General features: G+C 53.9%; 12 protein-coding genes. 5 read left to right on the top strand and 7 right to left on the bottom strand.

The genetic code is table 11. The annotated features are described in order from the left end of the window. Window positions 1-81: 81 nt before the first annotated feature. Entirely contained in the window at window positions 82-1056 is a 975-nt protein-coding gene (locus tag KK078_RS10930) for a hypothetical protein (protein WP_254090310.1), read from the bottom strand. Window positions 1057-1159: 103 nt separating this feature from the next. Then, complete coding sequence (locus tag KK078_RS10935) at window positions 1160-2431, bottom strand: hypothetical protein (RefSeq protein ID WP_254090311.1); 1272 nt, start codon at window positions 2429-2431, stop codon at window positions 1160-1162. 193 nt (window positions 2432-2624) lie between these two features. Here KK078_RS10935 and KK078_RS10940 point away from each other — a divergent pair, with 193 nt between their 5' ends. Then, complete coding sequence (locus KK078_RS10940; protein WP_254090312.1) at window positions 2625-3038, top strand: DUF6157 family protein; 414 nt, start codon at window positions 2625-2627, stop codon at window positions 3036-3038. Window positions 3039-3056: 18 nt separating this feature from the next. Next, window positions 3057-3488 (top strand): DUF1801 domain-containing protein, encoded by a 432-nt coding sequence (locus KK078_RS10945; RefSeq protein ID WP_254090313.1) that lies wholly within the window; start codon window positions 3057-3059, stop codon window positions 3486-3488. Between the two features lie 107 nt (window positions 3489-3595). Here KK078_RS10945 and KK078_RS10950 read toward each other — a convergent pair whose 3' ends face one another. The 5 genes from KK078_RS10950 to KK078_RS10970 all read right to left on the bottom strand — a co-directional run bounded on the left by KK078_RS10950 (window position 3596) and on the right by KK078_RS10970 (window position 12799). Then, window positions 3596-4294, bottom strand: a complete 699-nt coding sequence (locus KK078_RS10950) for an SIP domain-containing protein (protein ID WP_254090314.1) — start codon at window positions 4292-4294, stop codon at window positions 3596-3598. Window positions 4295-4385: 91 nt separating this feature from the next. Next, window positions 4386-5246, bottom strand: coding sequence for a helix-turn-helix domain-containing protein (locus tag KK078_RS10955; protein WP_254090315.1), 861 nt, complete (start codon window positions 5244-5246; stop codon window positions 4386-4388). Between the two features lie 326 nt (window positions 5247-5572). Then, the gene (locus KK078_RS10960) at window positions 5573-7819 is read right to left on the bottom strand and encodes an ATP-binding cassette domain-containing protein (protein WP_254090316.1); all 2247 of its coding nucleotides are present in this window, start codon (window positions 7817-7819) and stop codon (window positions 5573-5575) included. Window positions 7820-7968: 149 nt separating this feature from the next. Continuing rightward, window positions 7969-9504, bottom strand: a complete 1536-nt coding sequence (locus KK078_RS10965; protein ID WP_254090317.1) for a RagB/SusD family nutrient uptake outer membrane protein — start codon at window positions 9502-9504, stop codon at window positions 7969-7971. Between the two features lie 13 nt (window positions 9505-9517). Beyond that, window positions 9518-12799 carry a SusC/RagA family TonB-linked outer membrane protein gene (locus tag KK078_RS10970; RefSeq protein WP_254090318.1) on the bottom strand — a complete coding sequence of 1094 codons (3282 nt, stop codon included), beginning with the start codon at window positions 12797-12799 and terminating at the stop codon, window positions 9518-9520. Window positions 12800-13282: 483 nt separating this feature from the next. Between KK078_RS10970 and KK078_RS10975 the strand changes: the two genes are divergently transcribed. From KK078_RS10975 to KK078_RS10985, 3 genes are all read left to right on the top strand, one after another. Further along, window positions 13283-13951, top strand: coding sequence for an RNA polymerase sigma factor (locus tag KK078_RS10975; protein ID WP_254090319.1), 669 nt, complete (start codon window positions 13283-13285; stop codon window positions 13949-13951). A gap of 119 nt (window positions 13952-14070) precedes the next feature. Continuing rightward, window positions 14071-15108, top strand: coding sequence for a FecR family protein (locus KK078_RS10980; RefSeq protein WP_254090320.1), 1038 nt, complete (start codon window positions 14071-14073; stop codon window positions 15106-15108). 240 nt (window positions 15109-15348) lie between these two features. Beyond that, complete coding sequence (locus KK078_RS10985) at window positions 15349-18675, top strand: SusC/RagA family TonB-linked outer membrane protein (protein ID WP_254090321.1); 3327 nt, start codon at window positions 15349-15351, stop codon at window positions 18673-18675. The last annotated feature ends 2 nt before the right edge of the window (window positions 18676-18677 follow it).

Below are 18677 nucleotides of genomic sequence, written 5' to 3' on the forward strand. Positions count from 1 at the left end.
ACGCATTGATAATCAAAAAGTAAGGCACTATTAACCCGTCCGGACGGGGAGAGAAGCCCGCTCGGGGCAGGTTATGTAATATCAGGTGACATCCGTTGCGGAGATATACGCCGGCCGTGTGCGGAGACCTGACCGAACCTCCTCAGGCACTTGGATAAACTTGCAGATCACATCGCCGCCGGCATTCTTCATGATCTTTTGCACAACGCCCAGGTCCAGCGTCTTTAACGTCTCACACAACGCAGAATCCCGGTCGACCACGGTAATAGCGGAGTTTACCTGGTATTTTGCCAGCAAAGCCTCGACCAACCGTTGCAGATCATTCTGGCAGCCCTCCGCATAATAAAGACCCTCCAGTGCCAGGAATCTGTATTGGTGGCCTATAACGCGGTTCAGCATCGGTATGCGCGACACAACCGACAGTAAGGCTTTGCCATAACGGCCAGGCAGTGAGTGGACCTGCCAGCGGTCCGGCGTGGCCTGCACCCCCGCCACCACCTGCCCGCGCGGATCCCGGAGCACAAAGTACTGCCCGTCACGAAACAAGTTTTCGGTACTGAACATGGTGTAGTCTGCATAGAACTGCCCCAGGCGCTGCTGTATATCGGCCAATGCATCGTACTGCAACGATTCGGGCTGAGCGTCGCTGCGAAGCTTAAAGCGGGTGAATATGAACGTGGTGTACTGGCGTACCTTCTCGAACCCGAACGCACGGCACAAACTCACCGATCGCACATTGCGCGGATCCACATACGCATAGTGAAAATATGAACCGGTCGACTGCGCCCAGGTGTCGGTCTCCAGCAGCGTGGCGATCTCTGCCCGCAAAACACTCGGGCGCCGGCCGGGCCTACGGCCAGCAGCAACACGCTTAAACTGATCCAGGAAAGCAAAATACCGTATGTAAAACGCAGGGATGTCGCCGCGCCCCGTCGTGACCCTCCGGAAGCAAAAGCAACATGTTCCCACCGTTTGGCTGCCGCGCTGGAGGCTGACGAAATACGGGGCTGCAATTCCTTCGATCTTTCGGGCGACCTGTGTATGCTGATAGCACATACTCAATCCGGGGGTACCGATAACGTTGTGAGCTAAAATGTGACGGACCCCATCGGATGGCGAAGGTTGGATGCGCAAATAATTAAAATCTGTCATACTCCTTTCACGCGGCCTCCTCCTTCTTTCGATTGACCCCGAAAAAAGCGCCGAGAGCGGAGAACGTGCCGACGGCCACTTCGTTAAACGCTTCGCTCACTTTCAGGTCCAGAAGGTTCAATCCCAAAACATAATACGCCGCCGCGCACAACAACCCGATCAATGCCGCATAGGCAAAAGGCTTCACGCTGAATTTCTTCCCACCCTTCAGAAATGTAAGCAGCGCCCCGAACAAGCCGCCACCCAACGCTGCCACCAGGAACATCCAGGGAAATGTATAGGCCACCGTCATCTCATACCGCTGTGTGTAGTCCTCTGCCGAGATCGATACGGTGCCGATGCCCTCGGAGCGGAGCATTACCGTAGCCGGTTCGTTAAACTTCAGATCCAGCGTAGACGGGGTGATCGTTCCACGCTCTGCCTGAAAGCTCACCTTCCGCGACTTGTCCGAAGCAGAGCCAATATACCGGATCGTTACCGGCACCTCCTGGATCCCCAGGCCCTGAATAGACTTCCGGTCGATGGAGAGCTGCAACGCCGGCTTAACCGGCACGAACACATCGTAACCATTCGGGTTAAAATTAGTCACGAGCTTTACCAATGCCGAGTCCTGCACATCGCGCTCCATCAACACGACATCCGACAACGGGAGGAACAGATGCGAGAGCTCGATATTCTTCGGGGTGATCGTGCGGATCGTGTTGGAGGTGATCTGCAACGGTACCGGTTTATCCAGCGTGGTCACGCCCGCACCTTCCGATTCGTCTACCAACAGGAAGCTGATCGCTCCCGTGAACAATTCCTTCTTCGCATCAAACTCCAGCGGCACGTTCGAAGCGAAGGCAATGCGGTACGTCGTGCTGGCACCATCGTGCATGGACTTCTCAAAATGCAATTCCGGAAGGATCTTCAACTGTGTAACATCGATCGTAGCGGCCAGCGAGTCATCCATTTTCCCCGCCACCCGTTGCACCTGTCTTTCATCCAGTTTGCCGATAGCATCGCCTAACCGAATCGTCTGTCTTCCATCGATCACCTTGATCTCATCCCGACGCAACAGTTCCTTCGAACCATCAGGCTGTAACACCTCCAATTTTTGCGTCGGCTTTAAATACGCACGTACCGTGGGCGACACCCGTTGTAGCTGGGGTCCTGGTTGCCTGGGTGCCTGCGCGGAAACAGAAGTGTTATGTAAACTCCCGGTGCTACGCTGCCCGGCCACAGGCAATGCACCTATCAGCCACACCAAAGACAGATAAACGAAGGTCAGTTTCTTCATAGCCTCAGATTGGAAATACAAAAACCCATCCTGCGTCATTTTCATTCACGCACGATGGGCTCCCTCCTCTAAAGGTACAAAGTTTTGACAAAAGCCCAACACGACGCCGGTGCAAAGCCATCTGCGCGTGTCCCCGCCCTCCTTTTGCACTCAAATCATCCCCTTACTATATTGTACGACAGTATCGACAGAAATGAAAGTTCACACCACCAACTACATCGACACCTTCATTGAAGTAGCCGACGACACAAAAGCCAGCAGCGGCACCCAACCGCCTTCCAAGGGAGACAAAAAAACCGTTGCCGAAATGCAGTACGCTCTGCTCGCCCGTAACCCTTATAAGTACACTTCCGACGATATCCTCTTCCGGGTATATGCTGAACGGAACGACATTTCCAAGGAAGAGCAAAAGGCAGCCCGCGAACAATTCTTCTCAAAAGGGCAAGCCTGCCTCCGGGCCTCACCATTGACGAAGACCTATGGCTTTGGCGCTCACAGCAACAGCGAAGGCAAGGTCGCCATTTATGGCGTGGAGACGCCGGAGTATGAAAAATTCCTAAAAGACGCAAAGACAAAAAAAGTAAAGGCCATGCGATCCGCCCGGTAACGCGTGGTTACCACAGCCATGCCGACCTTCGCCAACGCAACCGACATCGATCAGCTGATCGCGGCCCTTCCGCCTGACGAGCAGGTACTCGTCAGGCGACTGCGTGATCTGATCACCGAATGCCTTCCCCAAGCAACAGAGAAGGCCTACAAGGGCCAGGCCATGCCCTTTTATACCCGACACCGGTTGATCTGCTTCATCTGGCCGCCGTCTGCATCGCTGGAAGCAAACACCGATTATGAAAAACAAAAAGCCAAAGGAGTAGTTCTCGGCTTCAACCAGGGTAATTTAATGTCCCATGAAAATGGAGTATTACAAGCAGAAGGACGCAAACAAGTCTATCACATGTATTTCAAGAAACCGGGCGACATCGACGAAAATCAACTCCGGGCATTACTATTCGAAGCGGCCCTGATCGACGAGCAATTCAGCAAAAAGAAGAAACGATAAGCTCACGCCGGATTCAACACATACCACAATCACCCTTGCGCGATCTAAGATGCAACTTTTGATCCGATCCTCCTAACGGTGGGGTACACGACAGCGCCCGCGACCCCTCACGACCAAAACCCGTTCGCAAACACCTTCCCCCGAAACCCCGACGTAGCCTTCAACGCTTTTCGCACTTTCTGCACCATCGGAATGTGCCCTGCAATATATACCGAGCTATACGCCGACAGGTTCCGCCCGCGAATGGAATTCAACAACAGCTCTCCCGCGTCAGCATGCGGCTTCATCATAAAGTTAAATCCGCCATGCTCCGCCAGCAGGGATGCGGGCAGTGTGTACGCCTCGCTCAAGTAAACATATACATCCAGCGGGCAACGCTCGGGCGAGATCATTTGCTTTAACGCCATAAAATGGCCTAACGCGCTTCCGTCACCCAGGCCCAACACGTTGCCATCCGACGACGGTAACGAAACCGTGCTTGCCGGCGAAAATTGTATCGTGTCGCCTACGCGCAGTTGTTGCGCCCACGCGCTGCCGAACCCTTTGTGCCCGGTTTCCACCAGCATGGTACATTGTTTCTTTCCCACGTCCCAGGTTGCAGGGCTATAATCGCGATATTCGAACTCCCCCACCTTGCACTTCAGGCGGGGAATATATTTCCAGCCTGTCATGTCGACGCCGGGAAGATAAAGCACCATCTCGACCATCGTCGCCGGCTCCCAGCGCCGGATTTCCAAAACCTTCCCTTCATCGATGATCGCTTTTTCGATCAGATTAAATACTGCCTTCTTAATAACATTTGCCATAGTCCGTCGGTGCGATGAATGATACACAACGCAAAGGACGAGCAGGGGCTGTCCGGCAACAATGACACATCCACGGCAATGATAGGACAAATCACGGTATCGCGATCTTCTCCCGGAATTGCAGCGGCGTCTGTCCGGTCGTCTTACGAAACAACCGGTTAAAATAGCCCGGATCATCGTATCCCAGCCTGAACGCAATTTCCTTGACGGACTGCGACGTATAGAAGAGCGTGCGTTTAGCCTCCAGGATAACTTCGTGATGAATCCAGTAGCTCACCGGATTTCCCGTGGTCGCTTTCACCACCTCATTCAGATAAGCCGGAGAAATATGCAATGCCGCGGCGTACTGCGCCGGACTCTTCATCACGCGAAAATTGGCCAGTACCAATTTCCGGAATTGCTCCGTGATCAGCGCCGGGCGCGTCTGGTGACGTGCCTGTACGTCCAGATCCCGCTGAATAGCCAGGGAAAATAAGTTCAGGCAAACGTCCAGCATCGACCGCAGCGTCAGCTCTACAGGAGGATCTTGCTGCCACCGCCCATCCAGCTGCAGCAGCAGCCGGAAGCTGTCTTTGAAAAAAGAGACCTGAGCCGGATCGACGGCAATGGAGCGGTTCCGAACCGCGCTTTCCATTAACACCGACCGGAACGAAGGATGGATCCAGTCCGAATCCACTGCAATGAACCAGAAGACAGCGTTCCGGGTATAAATTCCATGATGCACCTGTCCGGGTAGGATACACAAGGCAGCACATCCGTGCACCTCCACTTCGTGAAAATCGATCATCACCCGGCTCTTGCCGCTTTCCTGGAACATCAAGATATAGTTTTCATCCCGGTGCGGACTGGTGCTTTGCAGACCCAGCTCGTTCGACACGACCCGCGCGATCTCGAACATCTCCTTGCCCCGCCCCCGAAGATTAAACGTCGGAATACCAGCCCGCTTTTTCATACCTCCAAAGGTGACAAAACCCCGGTGCAAACAAAAGCACTCCCCCTGCGCGCCCTGGCAAAATGCGGGGTATTCATAGGATAAATCGCGGTGTCTGCCCGCCCGATGGCGTCGTGACCATACATCCCCTAAAACGACTGCCTGAACTCCAGCGGCGAAAGATTCGTCCTGGCTTTAATGCTTTGATTTTTCATAATACAAATCTCCGCCGGGAATTACCGGCATCGTTAGCCGAATCGGCTGGCATTGTAGCCAACCGAATGCTGTGCAGCGGGTGTATACTAAAAGAGCAGCCGTCGAACACACTCGCGCCTTTTCTTCGCCTCTCACACGGATTCCAGGTACCCACTCGTAATAGACTCCTTCACTCCCAACAACTCCCGGGGCGTCCCCTCAAACACCACGCGCCCTCCCTTGTGTCCGCCGTCCGGTCCCATGTCGATGATCCAATCGGCATTCCGCATAACGCTCACATTGTGCTCGATCACGATCACCGTGTTGCCCGCATCCACCAGACGGTTCATAATGCTCAACAGGTGTTCGATATCCGACATGTGTAACCCGGTGGTCGGCTCGTCTAACACATAGACACTGCCCTTCTTGTGCAGCTCGCTCGCCAGCTTGATCCGCTGACACTCTCCGCCCGACAACGTACTGAGCGGCTGCCCGAGCGTAAGGTAATCCAGCCCCACATCGCGTAACGCCTGAAGCTTCTTTTGGATCTCTTTTTGATGAAAGAAATCGCTGGCCTCGGTCATGGTCATCGCCAACACATCGGCGATCGACTTGCCGTCGAAGGTATACTGTAACACCTCCTCCTTAAACCGCTTTCCTTCGCACACGTCGCACGGTACCTTGACGCCGTCCAGAAATGCCAGATCGGTATAGAGCACACCCGCCCCCTGGCACTTCTCACACGCCCCCTCGGAGTTGAAACTGAAGAGCGAAGCGCTCACATTGTTCTTCACAGCGAACGCCTTCCGCACGTCGTCCATAATGCCCGTATAGGTCGCCGGGTTGGACCGTGTCGACGTGCCCACGGCCGACTGGTCGATCACCACGGCACCAGGATGCTGCTTTAAGAATACGTGATGGATCAGCGAGCTTTTACCCGAACCCGCCACTCCCGTCACGACGGTCAGTATACCGGTGGGGATGTCGACACTCACATCATGCAGGTTGTTGACCCGCGCATGCCGGACCGCCAGCGCGCCGGTGGAAGACCGAAACGTTTTCTTAATCGGTGTGGTTTGCTTCATATGCCGCCCGGTAAGTGTGTCGGACGTGAGCAGCGCATCAAACGTGCCCTCGAACATGATGGTGCCGCCGCGCTTGCCCGCGTGTGGCCCCACGTCGACAATGTGGTCGGCCACCTTGATCACATCCGGGTCATGTTCCACCACGATCACCGTGTTGCCCTTGTCCCGCAACTTCTTCAGCAGATCGTTCAGCCGGTGCACATCGCGCGGGTGCAACCCCACGCTCGGCTCATCAAAGATATACATCACGTCCACCAGGCTGCTGCTGAGGTGCTTCACCATCTTGATGCGTTGCGACTCGCCGCCCGACAGGGTGCTGGTCTCGCGATCCAGGCTCAGGTAGTCCAGCCCGATGTCGACCAGGTGCTGCAACCGCTCCCGCAGCGTAACCAGCATCGGCCCTGCCACGGGCCTATCGATCGCCCCGAGAATGCTGATCAGCTCCGTGATCTCCAGCGCCGACAGCTCGGCGATGTTCTTGCCTTGTATCTTGCAATGCAACGCCGCCTGGCTCAACCGTGCGCCTTTACACAACGGACACGACTGCAGGCCGATATACGGTGCCACGCGTTTTTGTGTCCGCTCCGACATCGTCTTAAGATCGCGCTTGATAAAGGCCTTCGTAAATTTTTCAATGACCCCCTGGTAGGTAACGTTCATCTCGCCCCCGCCAAACTGCATCTTTACCTTGCGCGGCTTGCTGTGCAGCAGCAGGTCCATTTCCTCCGCCGAGAAGTCGCGCAGCTTCTTGTCGTTGTCGAACAGCCCCGAGCCGGGGTACATGGAATTTTCCCATGCCGCAAACACCGGCACCTGTACCGCGCCCTCGTTTAAGGACTTGTCCAGGTCCACGAACGAATCCGCAATCACGCCCATTTTTTTTCCCAGTCCACTGCACTCGGGGCACATGCCCTGCGGATCGTTAAACGAAAAGGCATTGGAGTACCCTACGTGCGGCTGGCCTACGCGGGAATATAGCAACCGCAACACGGGGGCGATATCCGTGATCGTCCCGACCGTCGAGTGCGAGCCGCCCCCCAGTCGCTTCTGGTCCACCACAATGGGCATGCTCAGGTTTTCAATGGCCTCGGCGTGCGGCGGGGCATACCGTGGCAGGAAGTTGCGCACAAACATCGTGAAGTTCTCATACAGCTGCCGTTGCGCCTCCGTGGCAATCGTGTCAAAGACGATCGACGACTTGCCGGAGCCCGAAACGCCGGTAAAGATCGTGATCTTCCGTTTCGGCACGCGAAGAGAGATGTCCCGAAGATTGTTCTCGCGCGCACCGCGGATCTCAATATATTCTTGCATCATACTACTTTAGGGGGTTCGTGAATCTGACTTTAACGGATAATCAGCCCCGGAGGTTACGACGCTGCAAACTTCACGATATGACACCCGCAAAAAGAAACCCACGCTGCATCACGATAATAACACAGCGTGGGTTTGGTGACGCCGGCATATCAATTATATCCCGGGTTCTGGTACATCTTCTCGGGATCGAGCTTGTATTCGTCGAAGGGGATTGGAAAATAAATATCTTTGACCGTCACGTTATTCAGATCCGAAATACCGTGGTCCGCCGGATCCTTGCTCTTCATATAATCGACAAATCCCTGGGGTTCCGAGCCGAAGATACGGAGCAGATCGAACAGGCGATGGTTCTCAAACGCCAGCTCGACCCGGCGTTCGTGCAATATGGCCAACTGCAGCGTCGGATATTTTGTATGATACGCTGCGTCTGCGTTCGCCGCGGCATACGGCGGAAGACCGGCCCGTGTACGCGCCTGGTCCAGGTAGCCGATAGCCTCCGCGGTATTCCCCAGGCGCTCGTTCACTTCGGCAAGCATGAGGATGATATCGGCATACCGCATCAGGATAAAGTCGTTGCCGCCGTAAGCGTTGATACCGGCGGCGGCGCTCGCATCGCGATACTTGGTAATAAACCAGGCTTTTGCTTTCGCATGGTCGGCCCACTTCACCGAGAAGTCCTTACGGATGTCGTTTGTTTCATAGTCGTTCACCAGGTCGGTGTTAACATACGTTCCCTGTCCGGTGGCCGGCTTCTGCGAGTTGATGGTCTCCCCGATGGATTGATTGCGTGCTGCCACGCCAGACGCGTAGTTCTGATCGCCTTGCTTGTAGACGATCTGGAAAATGATCTCGGGACAGGTATTCTTCTTCGCCACGTCGAACACATCCGCATACGGAATTTCAGACAGCTGGCCGAAGCTACGCATGCCATACGCTACTTCCAGGTAGGTCCTGGCGTTGGTGAGATTCTCCTGGCGGCTCGCGGCAAAGAGCTCACCCATGGTCAGGTACACCTGGCCCAGTAACCCGTTGATCGCTGCCTTGCAGGTACGTCCCTTCCCCGCGGCGGTCTGTATGTTGGGAATTTCAGATTCCAGGGCAGCTTTCAGATCGGCAACGATCTGCGCATACACATCCTCCTGTGGCACGCGATAGGTATGTGTCACGATAGCATCATAGGACGTCAGGTTTTCTGTTACCATCGGCACGTCGCCCCACTTGCGCACAAGATGGAAATACGTGAGGGCACGCAGGAAAAGGGCCTCCGATTTATAGATCGCACGATTGGTCTCGTTCGTGAATTTAATGGAAGGATTGTCCACGTAGGACAACACATAGTTGGCGCGCGACACGGCGACATACAATGCACTCCAGTGAGACTTGAGGTTGGTGTTGCCCGGCAACAATGAAAAATTGGTGAACTGAAAAGGCTCTCCCGCGTTGCCCTGGTTGTCCAGCCGGCCGGTATTATCCGAGCGTTCCTCGCTGAACAGGTCACTGGTCTCGCCTAAGCAGTCATTGCTCCGGATGGCATGGTAGATCCCGGCCACAGCTTTGTCGACGTCGATCTCCGACGAAAAATAACGATCGCTGGGTACGGCATTGGGGTTAGGTACATCCAGATAATCGCTGCACGATGCCAGCACCAGCGCAACGATCACGAACAGTAAACTTATATTTCTCATGGTTAAAGTCTGTTTAGAATTGAACTCTGATTCCTGCGTTATACGATCTCATCAGTGGATACTTACCGTAATCCACGCCGGGCGTCAGGTTTCCGCCATTGGCATAATCCACTTCGGGATTGTAGCCTCTGTATTTCTGGAACGTGTGCAGGTTATCCGACGATACATAGAAACGTACGTTCGAGATCGTATTTCCCGTCAGCGCCGCCATGTTCCAGGAATAGCCCAGCGTTACATTGGTAATTCTGAGGAACGAGGCATCATTTAAATAAAATGTGGACAAGCGCGTACTGTTACTTTGTGTGCCGCCGCGTGACGCACGGTAGACTTCTCCGTTACCGGGATTTTCCGGCGTTCGGAAACGCTCGTCTACAACAGCGTACTGGTTGCCCGAACCTTCCATGTTCAGGTTGTAATAGTTCTGTCCGTCGAGCACCTTGTTGCCGTATGAACCGTTTGCCGATACCGAAAGATCGAAGCGCTTATACCGGCCCGACAGGTTGAATCCATAAATAAACTTAGGGTGTGGGTTACCGATGATCGTCTTATCCTTATCGTTGATCATACCGTCGGGAAACAGATCGGCAAAGTATAGATCACCGGGCTGTATCTTTGTACTCTGTGCCGACGATGGAGCATGTCCCGTGCCGTTATTCATGGCGTCTGCTTCCTCCTGTGTCTTTACCATACCGGCCACCTCAAATCCATAGAACATCCCGATGGGTTGGCCTTCTTGCGTAATGTGCGTCATGTACGAACGCTCTGCTCCGTTGGTAATGATGGTCGATGCCCCGCCGAGGTCGAGTACCTTGTTCCGGTTCAGCGAGAAGTTTCCGCTGGCGCGGACTTCATAGTCGCCTGACGACACGATCAGTCCATCGAGCTGAATGTCAATGCCCCGGTTGCTGATCTTCGAGTCGGGTAAGTTCGTGAGCATAGACGTCGTGCCCGACACGGCCGTGATCGGCTTGGAGAACAGCAGGTTGTAGGTGTCGCTGTCGTAGTAGTTGGCAATGACGGACAAGCGTCCGCCGAACAAGCCCACATCGGCGCCGATATTGGTCTGCGAGGTAGATTCCCACCCCAGCTCGTTATCGCGGAAAGGGCCAGGATACATCGATGTCACAACGTTATTGCCGATCACGACACCGCCGCGCGTCATCGTCTGCTGGTAATTGTATGCACCGATACCGTTGTTACCGCTCAACCCCCAGCTTGCCCGGATCTTCAACGTGCTTTGCTCGCCCAACAGGTCCTTGTAAAAGGTCTCATCGGAAACCGTCCACCCGCCGGATACGGAAGGGAAATAAGCCCAACGGTTTTCCGGACCGAAAAGGGAGCTGCCGTCTCCGCGGAAGGTAGCCGTGAGATGGTAACGGTCGAGGTAGGTAACGTTCACACGACCGAAGGCCGACGCCATCGTATATTCGGTAATAGCGCTTTCTTTATTTCGGGTAAAGTTACTGGGATCGGCGCCACCGCCCGTAACATAGGGTACCTTGTCGTCGGTAAATCCATTGGCCGAAATATCGATCAGGTCTGTATAATGGGATTGCGCGGAAGCTCCGAGCACGCCGCTTACGCCGAACTTGTCGAATTTCTTAGTATAATTCAATGTGAATTCGGTGAGGTAATCCCGTTCGTCCGATCGCGCATTGCGCGCATTGGCTGCGGTAATCGCCTGTGGCGAATACGGCGCAAAGTTACCCGAGGTGATGCTCGTAGGCCGGTAGAACTCCCAGTTGTCGGTATTGTTGTATGTACCGAACGAGAGCCGGGCCGTGAGCGGCTCGATGATCTTATATTGCCCGTAGACGTTATACGTCGCTCGCGTGGTTTTACGGAGATTCTTTACCTGTTGCACATACGCAACCGGGTTTTCGATGTCACCCTGAAAAGCATAATCCGCCGCTTGCGAGGCCATGCCATACTGTGCCGGCGTTCCGTCCTCATTGTAGGCCGGCAGAAAAGGAAGGTAGATCAACGCCGTGAGTACAGGGCTTTGGTGAAAACGTCCTTCCGTCACCTCTCTCGACTCCGTATCTGTATAGGCGAGGCTCGCGCCCACCGTCATCCGTTTCGAAATGTCGACGTCCAGGTTAGCGCGCAGGTTATACTTCTTCAGGCCCGTATTGACGATAATCCCCTCCTGGTCCTGGTATCCGCCGGAAACGGCATACCGCACGCCGTTGCGTCCACCGACAACCGATAAATTATGACGGTTGTTGATGGCGTTCCGGTAAAGCTCATCCTGCCAGTCAGTATCATATTCAGGATCTTTGATCGTCCCCGAAGCGAAGTCATACATGTACTCGGGGATTCTGATCGTATTTGCATTGGTATTGTTGGTGTACGCGGTCCGCGTAGTGTTGTCGTCACGCACCATGTCGTCATTCCACACCTTGCCTTGTGACGTTACCAGGTCTTTATACGTTTTGTTATGTGCGTCGACAAAGAGATCGTAGAACTGCCGGGCATTCAAAACATCCACCTTGCGTGCAAGCTGATTGACACCAAACTGATAATCGTAGGTGATGGTCGGCTTTTCTTCTTTACCTCGCTTTGTGGTGATCAGGATCACACCGCCGGACGCCCGCGATCCATAGATGGCCGCCGAAGCGGCGTCTTTCAATACCTCGATGGACTCGACATCTTCCATGTTGATAAAAAGATCGCCGTTCTGCGGATAGCCATCGATTACATACAGCGGATCGGAGCTCGCGTTGATCGAGCTTGTACCCCGCACGCGGATCTTCGTGCTCTTGTAGGGAGCGCCCGTTACTTGCGAGATCTGCACGCCAGCGACTTTTCCCACCAGCGCCTGACCAACCGTGGGCGATGAACGATTGAGCTCGCTGGCCTTCACGCTGGCAATGGCTCCCGTAACATCACTCTTGCGCATCGTTTGATAACCCACCACCACAAACTCTTCCAACGATTGGGTGTCGCTCTCCAATGCAATGGACAGCCTTGTGCTGGTACCGATCGCTTGTTCAACCGTTTTATAACCCAGGAAAGAAACGACAAGCGTCGTGGCATCATCCGGAACGCTCAGCGAAAAAACTCCTGCGGCATCCGTGATCGCACCAAGCGATGTTCCCTTAATCTGGACAGTCGCACCGGGTATAGGCTCACCCGTCGCGGTGTCGGTAATTTTACCGCTTACTTCTTTTCGTTGTTGAAAAAAAGCAGCGGCGGTTGTCTTGCCCACAGCATCCAGCGGTGCAGAATAAAACACGACCAGCAGCAGACATGCGATCGCGTGTAATAATTTGTTGGTAGATATTTTACTCATGTACATAAAGTTTAAAGCGCTGTGAATGTCAGAGAACTAACAGGCGACCTTTCAGAGGCGGCAAAATTGAAAAAATCATCGGACGGCTGCCGCTCGGTTTCATTAAGCAATCATTACGCTTGATCGATCTTTTTTAAAGCGGTGTTAAGCAGGCCGAATGGGAATGATTGTGGTATCGTTGGCAAAGGCTTCCGGGGTGGCATGACACGATACTTCCTGGCGGTGATTTTTGCTCACCATTCACATAGACGTAACGTTGTACACCCCCGTGCCCGGCGCATAGAGTGCATCGCGAATCGCGTCGCAGTGGTATCGAAAACGAATGTATCCGGAACGTGCGGATGGTCCCGCCCGCAAGACGCAGCGAATGGCGTTCGCTTGACATTACCGCAAAAAGAAAAATCGGCGCACGCTCAACCGCGTGCTAAAAGCGATACGGTTTTGATTTTTCCCCAAAAAGAAATAATTTCATCATAACAAACGATGGAAAACCATTCGCGCCCAAGAGAAGTGAGCATCTTCCTGTCTGCGAGGACGCAGGAGCCTGAGCGCACCGCCGACAAGGCCAGTGACCTGGAGCTCTGGAGCGCCTTCCGGCAAGGCGATGAGGCTGCTTTTGTCGACATTTATAAGACCTACGTCAACAAGCTCTATAACTACGGTACCAAATTTTGCAGCGACAACGAACTGGTAAAAGACTGCCTGCAAGACTTTTTCATCTATCTCCGCAAAAACCGCGAGACCCTCGGCGACACCACCTCCATTAAATTCTATTTATTCAAGGCCTTTCGCCGGCGCGTCGTCGACTACATAAAAGCACAAGAGAGCGAACACCAGAAAAATCAGCTGGCCAACATCTTCCAGCTGCAGATCGAGGTCTCCGACGAAGTAAAGTTTATCGACCGTCAGCTCCACGACCAGCAGCTTTTGCGGCTCAACAACGCCATCGCCGCCCTGACAGAAAAAGAACGCGAGGCCATCTTCTATTATTTCTATGAAGGGCTCAGCTACCAGGATATCGCCAAAATCCTCAATTTCACGCATACCGCCTCTGCCCGCCGGCTGATCTACCGCTCCCTGTCTAATATTAAAGACATGATGATCATCCTATCCTGCCTGGTCGCCCCCGGCCTCCTGTCATTCCTTCGCTGACCCAACCAGCCCCCCAAAAAAAGCTGCTTCCGACCCCGATTTCGCGTCTTTAAAAAAAAAATCAACTTTTTCGGTATCATTCCAACGTTTGCGCCCTTATAGGGGTAAATGGTCAAAAAATGTCTGTAAACGCCCCGGAAGAAGATGTTGTGTTATCGCTGCTGTCCAACAAGGACTTTAAGGACTGGGTACTGAACCCTTCCGGCGACAGAGACTTTTATTGGAAAAACTGGATAAAATCCAATCCCGACAAGCTTCCGGCAGTAAACAAAGCCCGCGAGCTGGCGATGCAGCTCAAGTTTAAAGAAGACTTCCTGTCCACCCAGGAAGCAGACCAGCTGTTGGGGAATATTATCTCCGGGAAGACCTCTGACCACGCGGGAAAGGTGGTAAGCCTTCAACGACAGACGTATATGCGGTGGGTAAAGATCGCCGCCTCCCTCCTGCTGATGGTTTCCAGCAGCATCTACCTGTACCGTTTCGTGTCTTCCCCGGAAGAAGTAGCCTTGACAAAAGTGCAAACATCCAAGGGCCAGCGCAAAAGGATCAGCCTGCCAGACGGCAGCGTAGCCTTTCTCAATGCCAGCAGCACGCTGACATTCCCGGCGTCTTTTTCCGATACGCTCCGAAGCGTAGCCCTCACCGGCGAAGCCTTTTTTGAAGTCGTCAAAAATCCGGCGAAGCCTTTCGTCGTCACGACAAAGGACATCCAGACCGTGGTACTCGGCACATCGTTTAACGTGCGGTCTTTTGATGCCGAAGGCTCTACCGCGGTATCACTCGTCGAGGGCAAGGTGCGGGTGGCCCGGGAGTATTCGTGGCGCGATAAACAAGAACACATGCTCGTCCCGGGCGAGCGACTGGTATTTCGCCAGGCCGACCAGTCTGTGGAGAAAGTAACGTTCGACGTCGCAGACGTCACCGGTTGGAAAGATGGCGTCCTGGTATTCAGTGACAACGACTTTACCGCCACCATCGAGAAGCTGGAGCAGTGGTACGGAGTCGAGATCCAGGTACAACGCCAGCCTTCCGAAGCGTGGCATGTCAATGGACATTTCGAACATGAGACCCTGGCGGAGGTCCTGGCCAGCATTCAGTTTGTATATGATATCAGGTTCGATATAAAAGATAATAACGTAACCCTAATATGTAACTAAACATGACGCAGCAGACAAACCAAAGCCCTTGAAACAAAGAACGGAAGATCACCAAGTGACCTTCCGCGTGTTAACGCTCCAGGGTACGCCGACCGATCTGGACAATCAACGGTATACCGGGGAGCAGCGATAAATAGAAACTATTTACCTCAACCCAAACTTATGGAAAAAAGCTTACGCAATTTGCTTTTCCGAATGGCCTGTGGCCTTTTTTTTGGACTAATCCTACAAACGTTTCCGGTGACGCAGCTCCTCGCCCACGAAGGCGGAGCCCAGGTCAACGAAGTCTCCCAGGACCTGAAAAGGGTCTCCATTCAGGTCGATGTACAAAACGCCTCCATCGAACAGCTCTTTAAGCTCATCGAGCAAAAGACCGAGTTTAGATTCTTCTACGATAAAAAGGCGTTGAACTCCCAAACAAAGTTCACGCTCAACAAGGAGCTGACGCTGTTCGATCTCCTAACGTGGATCACCGAACGCACCAGTCTCCAGTTCAAACAGGTAAAGAAGAACATCAATGTGCGCCTGGTGCCTGTAAAAGCAGCCGTGGTCGGCCCGCCGCAAGACGTCGCCGTCAGTGGCCGGGTTCTTTCCGCCGACGATGAACAGGGCCTTCCCGGTGTGAATGTCGTGGAAAAGGGCACCTCCAACGGTACCATCACCGACGCCGACGGAAATTATAGCCTGCGTGTGCCCGACGATGCCGTGCTGGTATTCTCCTTTGTAGGCTATACCCAGCAAGAGATCGCCGTCGGCGGCAAAACCGTCATTAACATATCGCTGCAACCCGATATACAGGCGCTGGGCGAAGTCGTGGTCGTGGGCTATGGCACGGTGTTGCGCAAAGACCTTGTAGGCGCCGTAGACCAGGTCAAGGCCGACGCCATCCAAAGCCGGCCGGTGTCGAACCTCACGCAGGCGTTGCAGGGCCTCTCGCCCAGCCTCGTCATCCAGCAACGAAGCATGAACCCCAACGACAATACTACGAATATCAACATCCGGGGTATCAACAGCTTCAACAACAACGAACCCCTGGTGGTAATCGACGGGATGATCATGGAAGACGTGGGCAGCATGAACCTGCTTAACCCCAACGATGTCGAGAGCATTTCGATACTGAAAGATGCCGGTGCATCCGCCATCTATGGCTCACGCTCTGCCAACGGCGTGATCCTGATCACGACCAAAAAAGGAAAAATAGATATGCGGCCCGTCGTGAGTTTCAATGCTTCTGTAGGAGTCCAGGATCCTAAAGTTCTACTCAAGCCCGTCAAAGGATACCAGAATGCGCTGCTGCGCAATGACTCTTACGTTAACGCCGGTCTCGACCCCATTTATACTTCCGAGCAGATCGCCAATTTTGCCAAAGGCGACAGCGAATGGGGCATGGACGCGATCATGCAAAACGCCTTGCAGCAGAACTACAACATCGGTGTACAGGGTGGTTCCAAAACCGGCTCGTATAATTTATCCTTTGGGTACTTCGATCAGGAGAGCAATTTCAAAGGGCCGGACTACGGCCTGAAGCGGTATAATATACGCGGCAACTTCGTCAACGAAATCGGCAAGGTAAAGGTCACCACCGTCCTCGCCTACAACCGGCAGGCAGGTTTCTCCGACCGCGGCGGGCTATTCCTGGCCGACGTCATGCGGGTGCCTACGTATAACACGTATGATCTGTACCCCGACGAAAACGGGCATTATTATAACAACGATATCACGACCGGTGGTAACATGCTGGCCACGCTATACCACGGCGGCAGCACGACCAACGACAACGACCAGTTCCAGGGCATCGTTACCGGCGAGCTCGATATTTGGAAAGGCCTGAAGGCCCGGGCCGTACTCGGTTATGACCTCAAGTCCGAGCACCGCGTCATCAGACGGCGCTATTACCCCGTGTACGACTTCATCAACCGCAACAGTATCACAAACGCGGGCAGCGCCACAGACTTCCAGATCGAAGATTACAACGCCAAGATGACGACGCTCAATAGCCAGTTCCTGTTGGATTATAAGCGAACGTTCAATGAGCGGCACACCGTTACGGGCGTCTTCGGGTATACCAACGAATCGTGGCGTCGCGAACGGAATGAAATTAAAAAGACGTTTGTTGACGACCTGTATCAGGATACCGACAATACCATCATCGGGGCCGACAGCTACAACACGCCCAGCGGTACGGCCGAACGGGGCCTCTACTCCTGGCTGGGACGTCTCAACTATGCCTACGGCGACAAATACTACGCAGAAGTAAGCGGCCGATACGACGGCTCATCACGCTTCCTGAGCCAGCGCCGCTGGGGTTTCTTCCCGGCAGTCTCTGCCGGCTGGCGCGTCTCTGAAGAGGCATTTTTTGAACCCGCAAAGAAGGTCCTCGACGACTTCCGGATTCGCTCCACCTACGGTGTGCTGGGTGCTCAGACCGTCGAAGATTATCAGTACATGACTACCTATGATATCTATACCAACCAGTATGCCTTCGACAAGAAGGGCGTGACCGGTACCGGCTATACCCTCGGTAACGACAAGCTGACATGGGAAAAAACCGCGACGTTCAACGTAGGCTTCGACGCGGCCGTGCTGAGCAACAGCCTGGCATTTTCCTTCGATTACTTCGACAAGCATACCACCGATATATTAATGAATCCCCCGGTTCCCAAAACGCTGGGCGGTGGTCAGGCCAGAAAGAACATGGGCGAAATGCGAAACCGTGGTTTTGAGCTCAATGTAAGCTATCGTCTCAACCACGGCGACTTTAAGCACATGATCAGTGCAAACCTGGGCGACTCGTACAACGAAGTCGTGAAGTTTGGTCCCCAGGCCATTTCCAAAGCAGACGAAGTGGAACGGATTGTGCGTGAAGGTGTACCGTTGTACAGCTACTACGGTTACAAAACCGACGGCCTGTTCCAAAACACCTCCGAGATCGAGAACTCCGCCGTCTGGGTGGGCGCCAACGTGCAACCTGGCGATGTCAAGTATGTCGACCGCAACAACGACGGTGTGATCGACGACAACGACCGGTTTATTCTCGGCAATGCCTTTCCCCGCTATACCTTCGGTTTTATCTACAATCTGAACTGGAGAGGCTTCGACTTCAGCATGATGTGGCAAGGCGTCGGCAAACGCGACATGGCGTTGCGCGGCGAAATGATCGAGCCGTTTCACGGCAGCTACTACTACGTCATGTTTGAGCACCAGCTCGACTACTGGCGCCCGGGCAACACCGACGCCGAGTATCCGCGTCTGGTCAACAGCGCGTCACCGTCATACTCCAATAATTACGGCCACGGGTCAGACCGGAATATCTACAACGCGGCGTACCTGCGCCTGAAGAATATCCAGATCGGCTATACCGTGCCCCGCGCCATCACGCAAAAAGCGCGCATCAACAAGCTGCGCCTGTATGCCACCGGCCAAAACCTGCTGACGTTCTCCAAGAACAGCTTTATCGATCCGGAATCTTCCGAATTCGGAAGCAGCATGAACGCCAGCGGCGCCAATAGCGGGCGTAACTACCCGACTTTATTGTATTACGGCGGAGGTATTGAGGTTGAATTTTAACA

This window comes from Dawidia soli, from assembly GCF_018598185.1.
Lineage (GTDB): Bacteria > Bacteroidota > Bacteroidia > Cytophagales > Cyclobacteriaceae > Ohtaekwangia > Ohtaekwangia soli.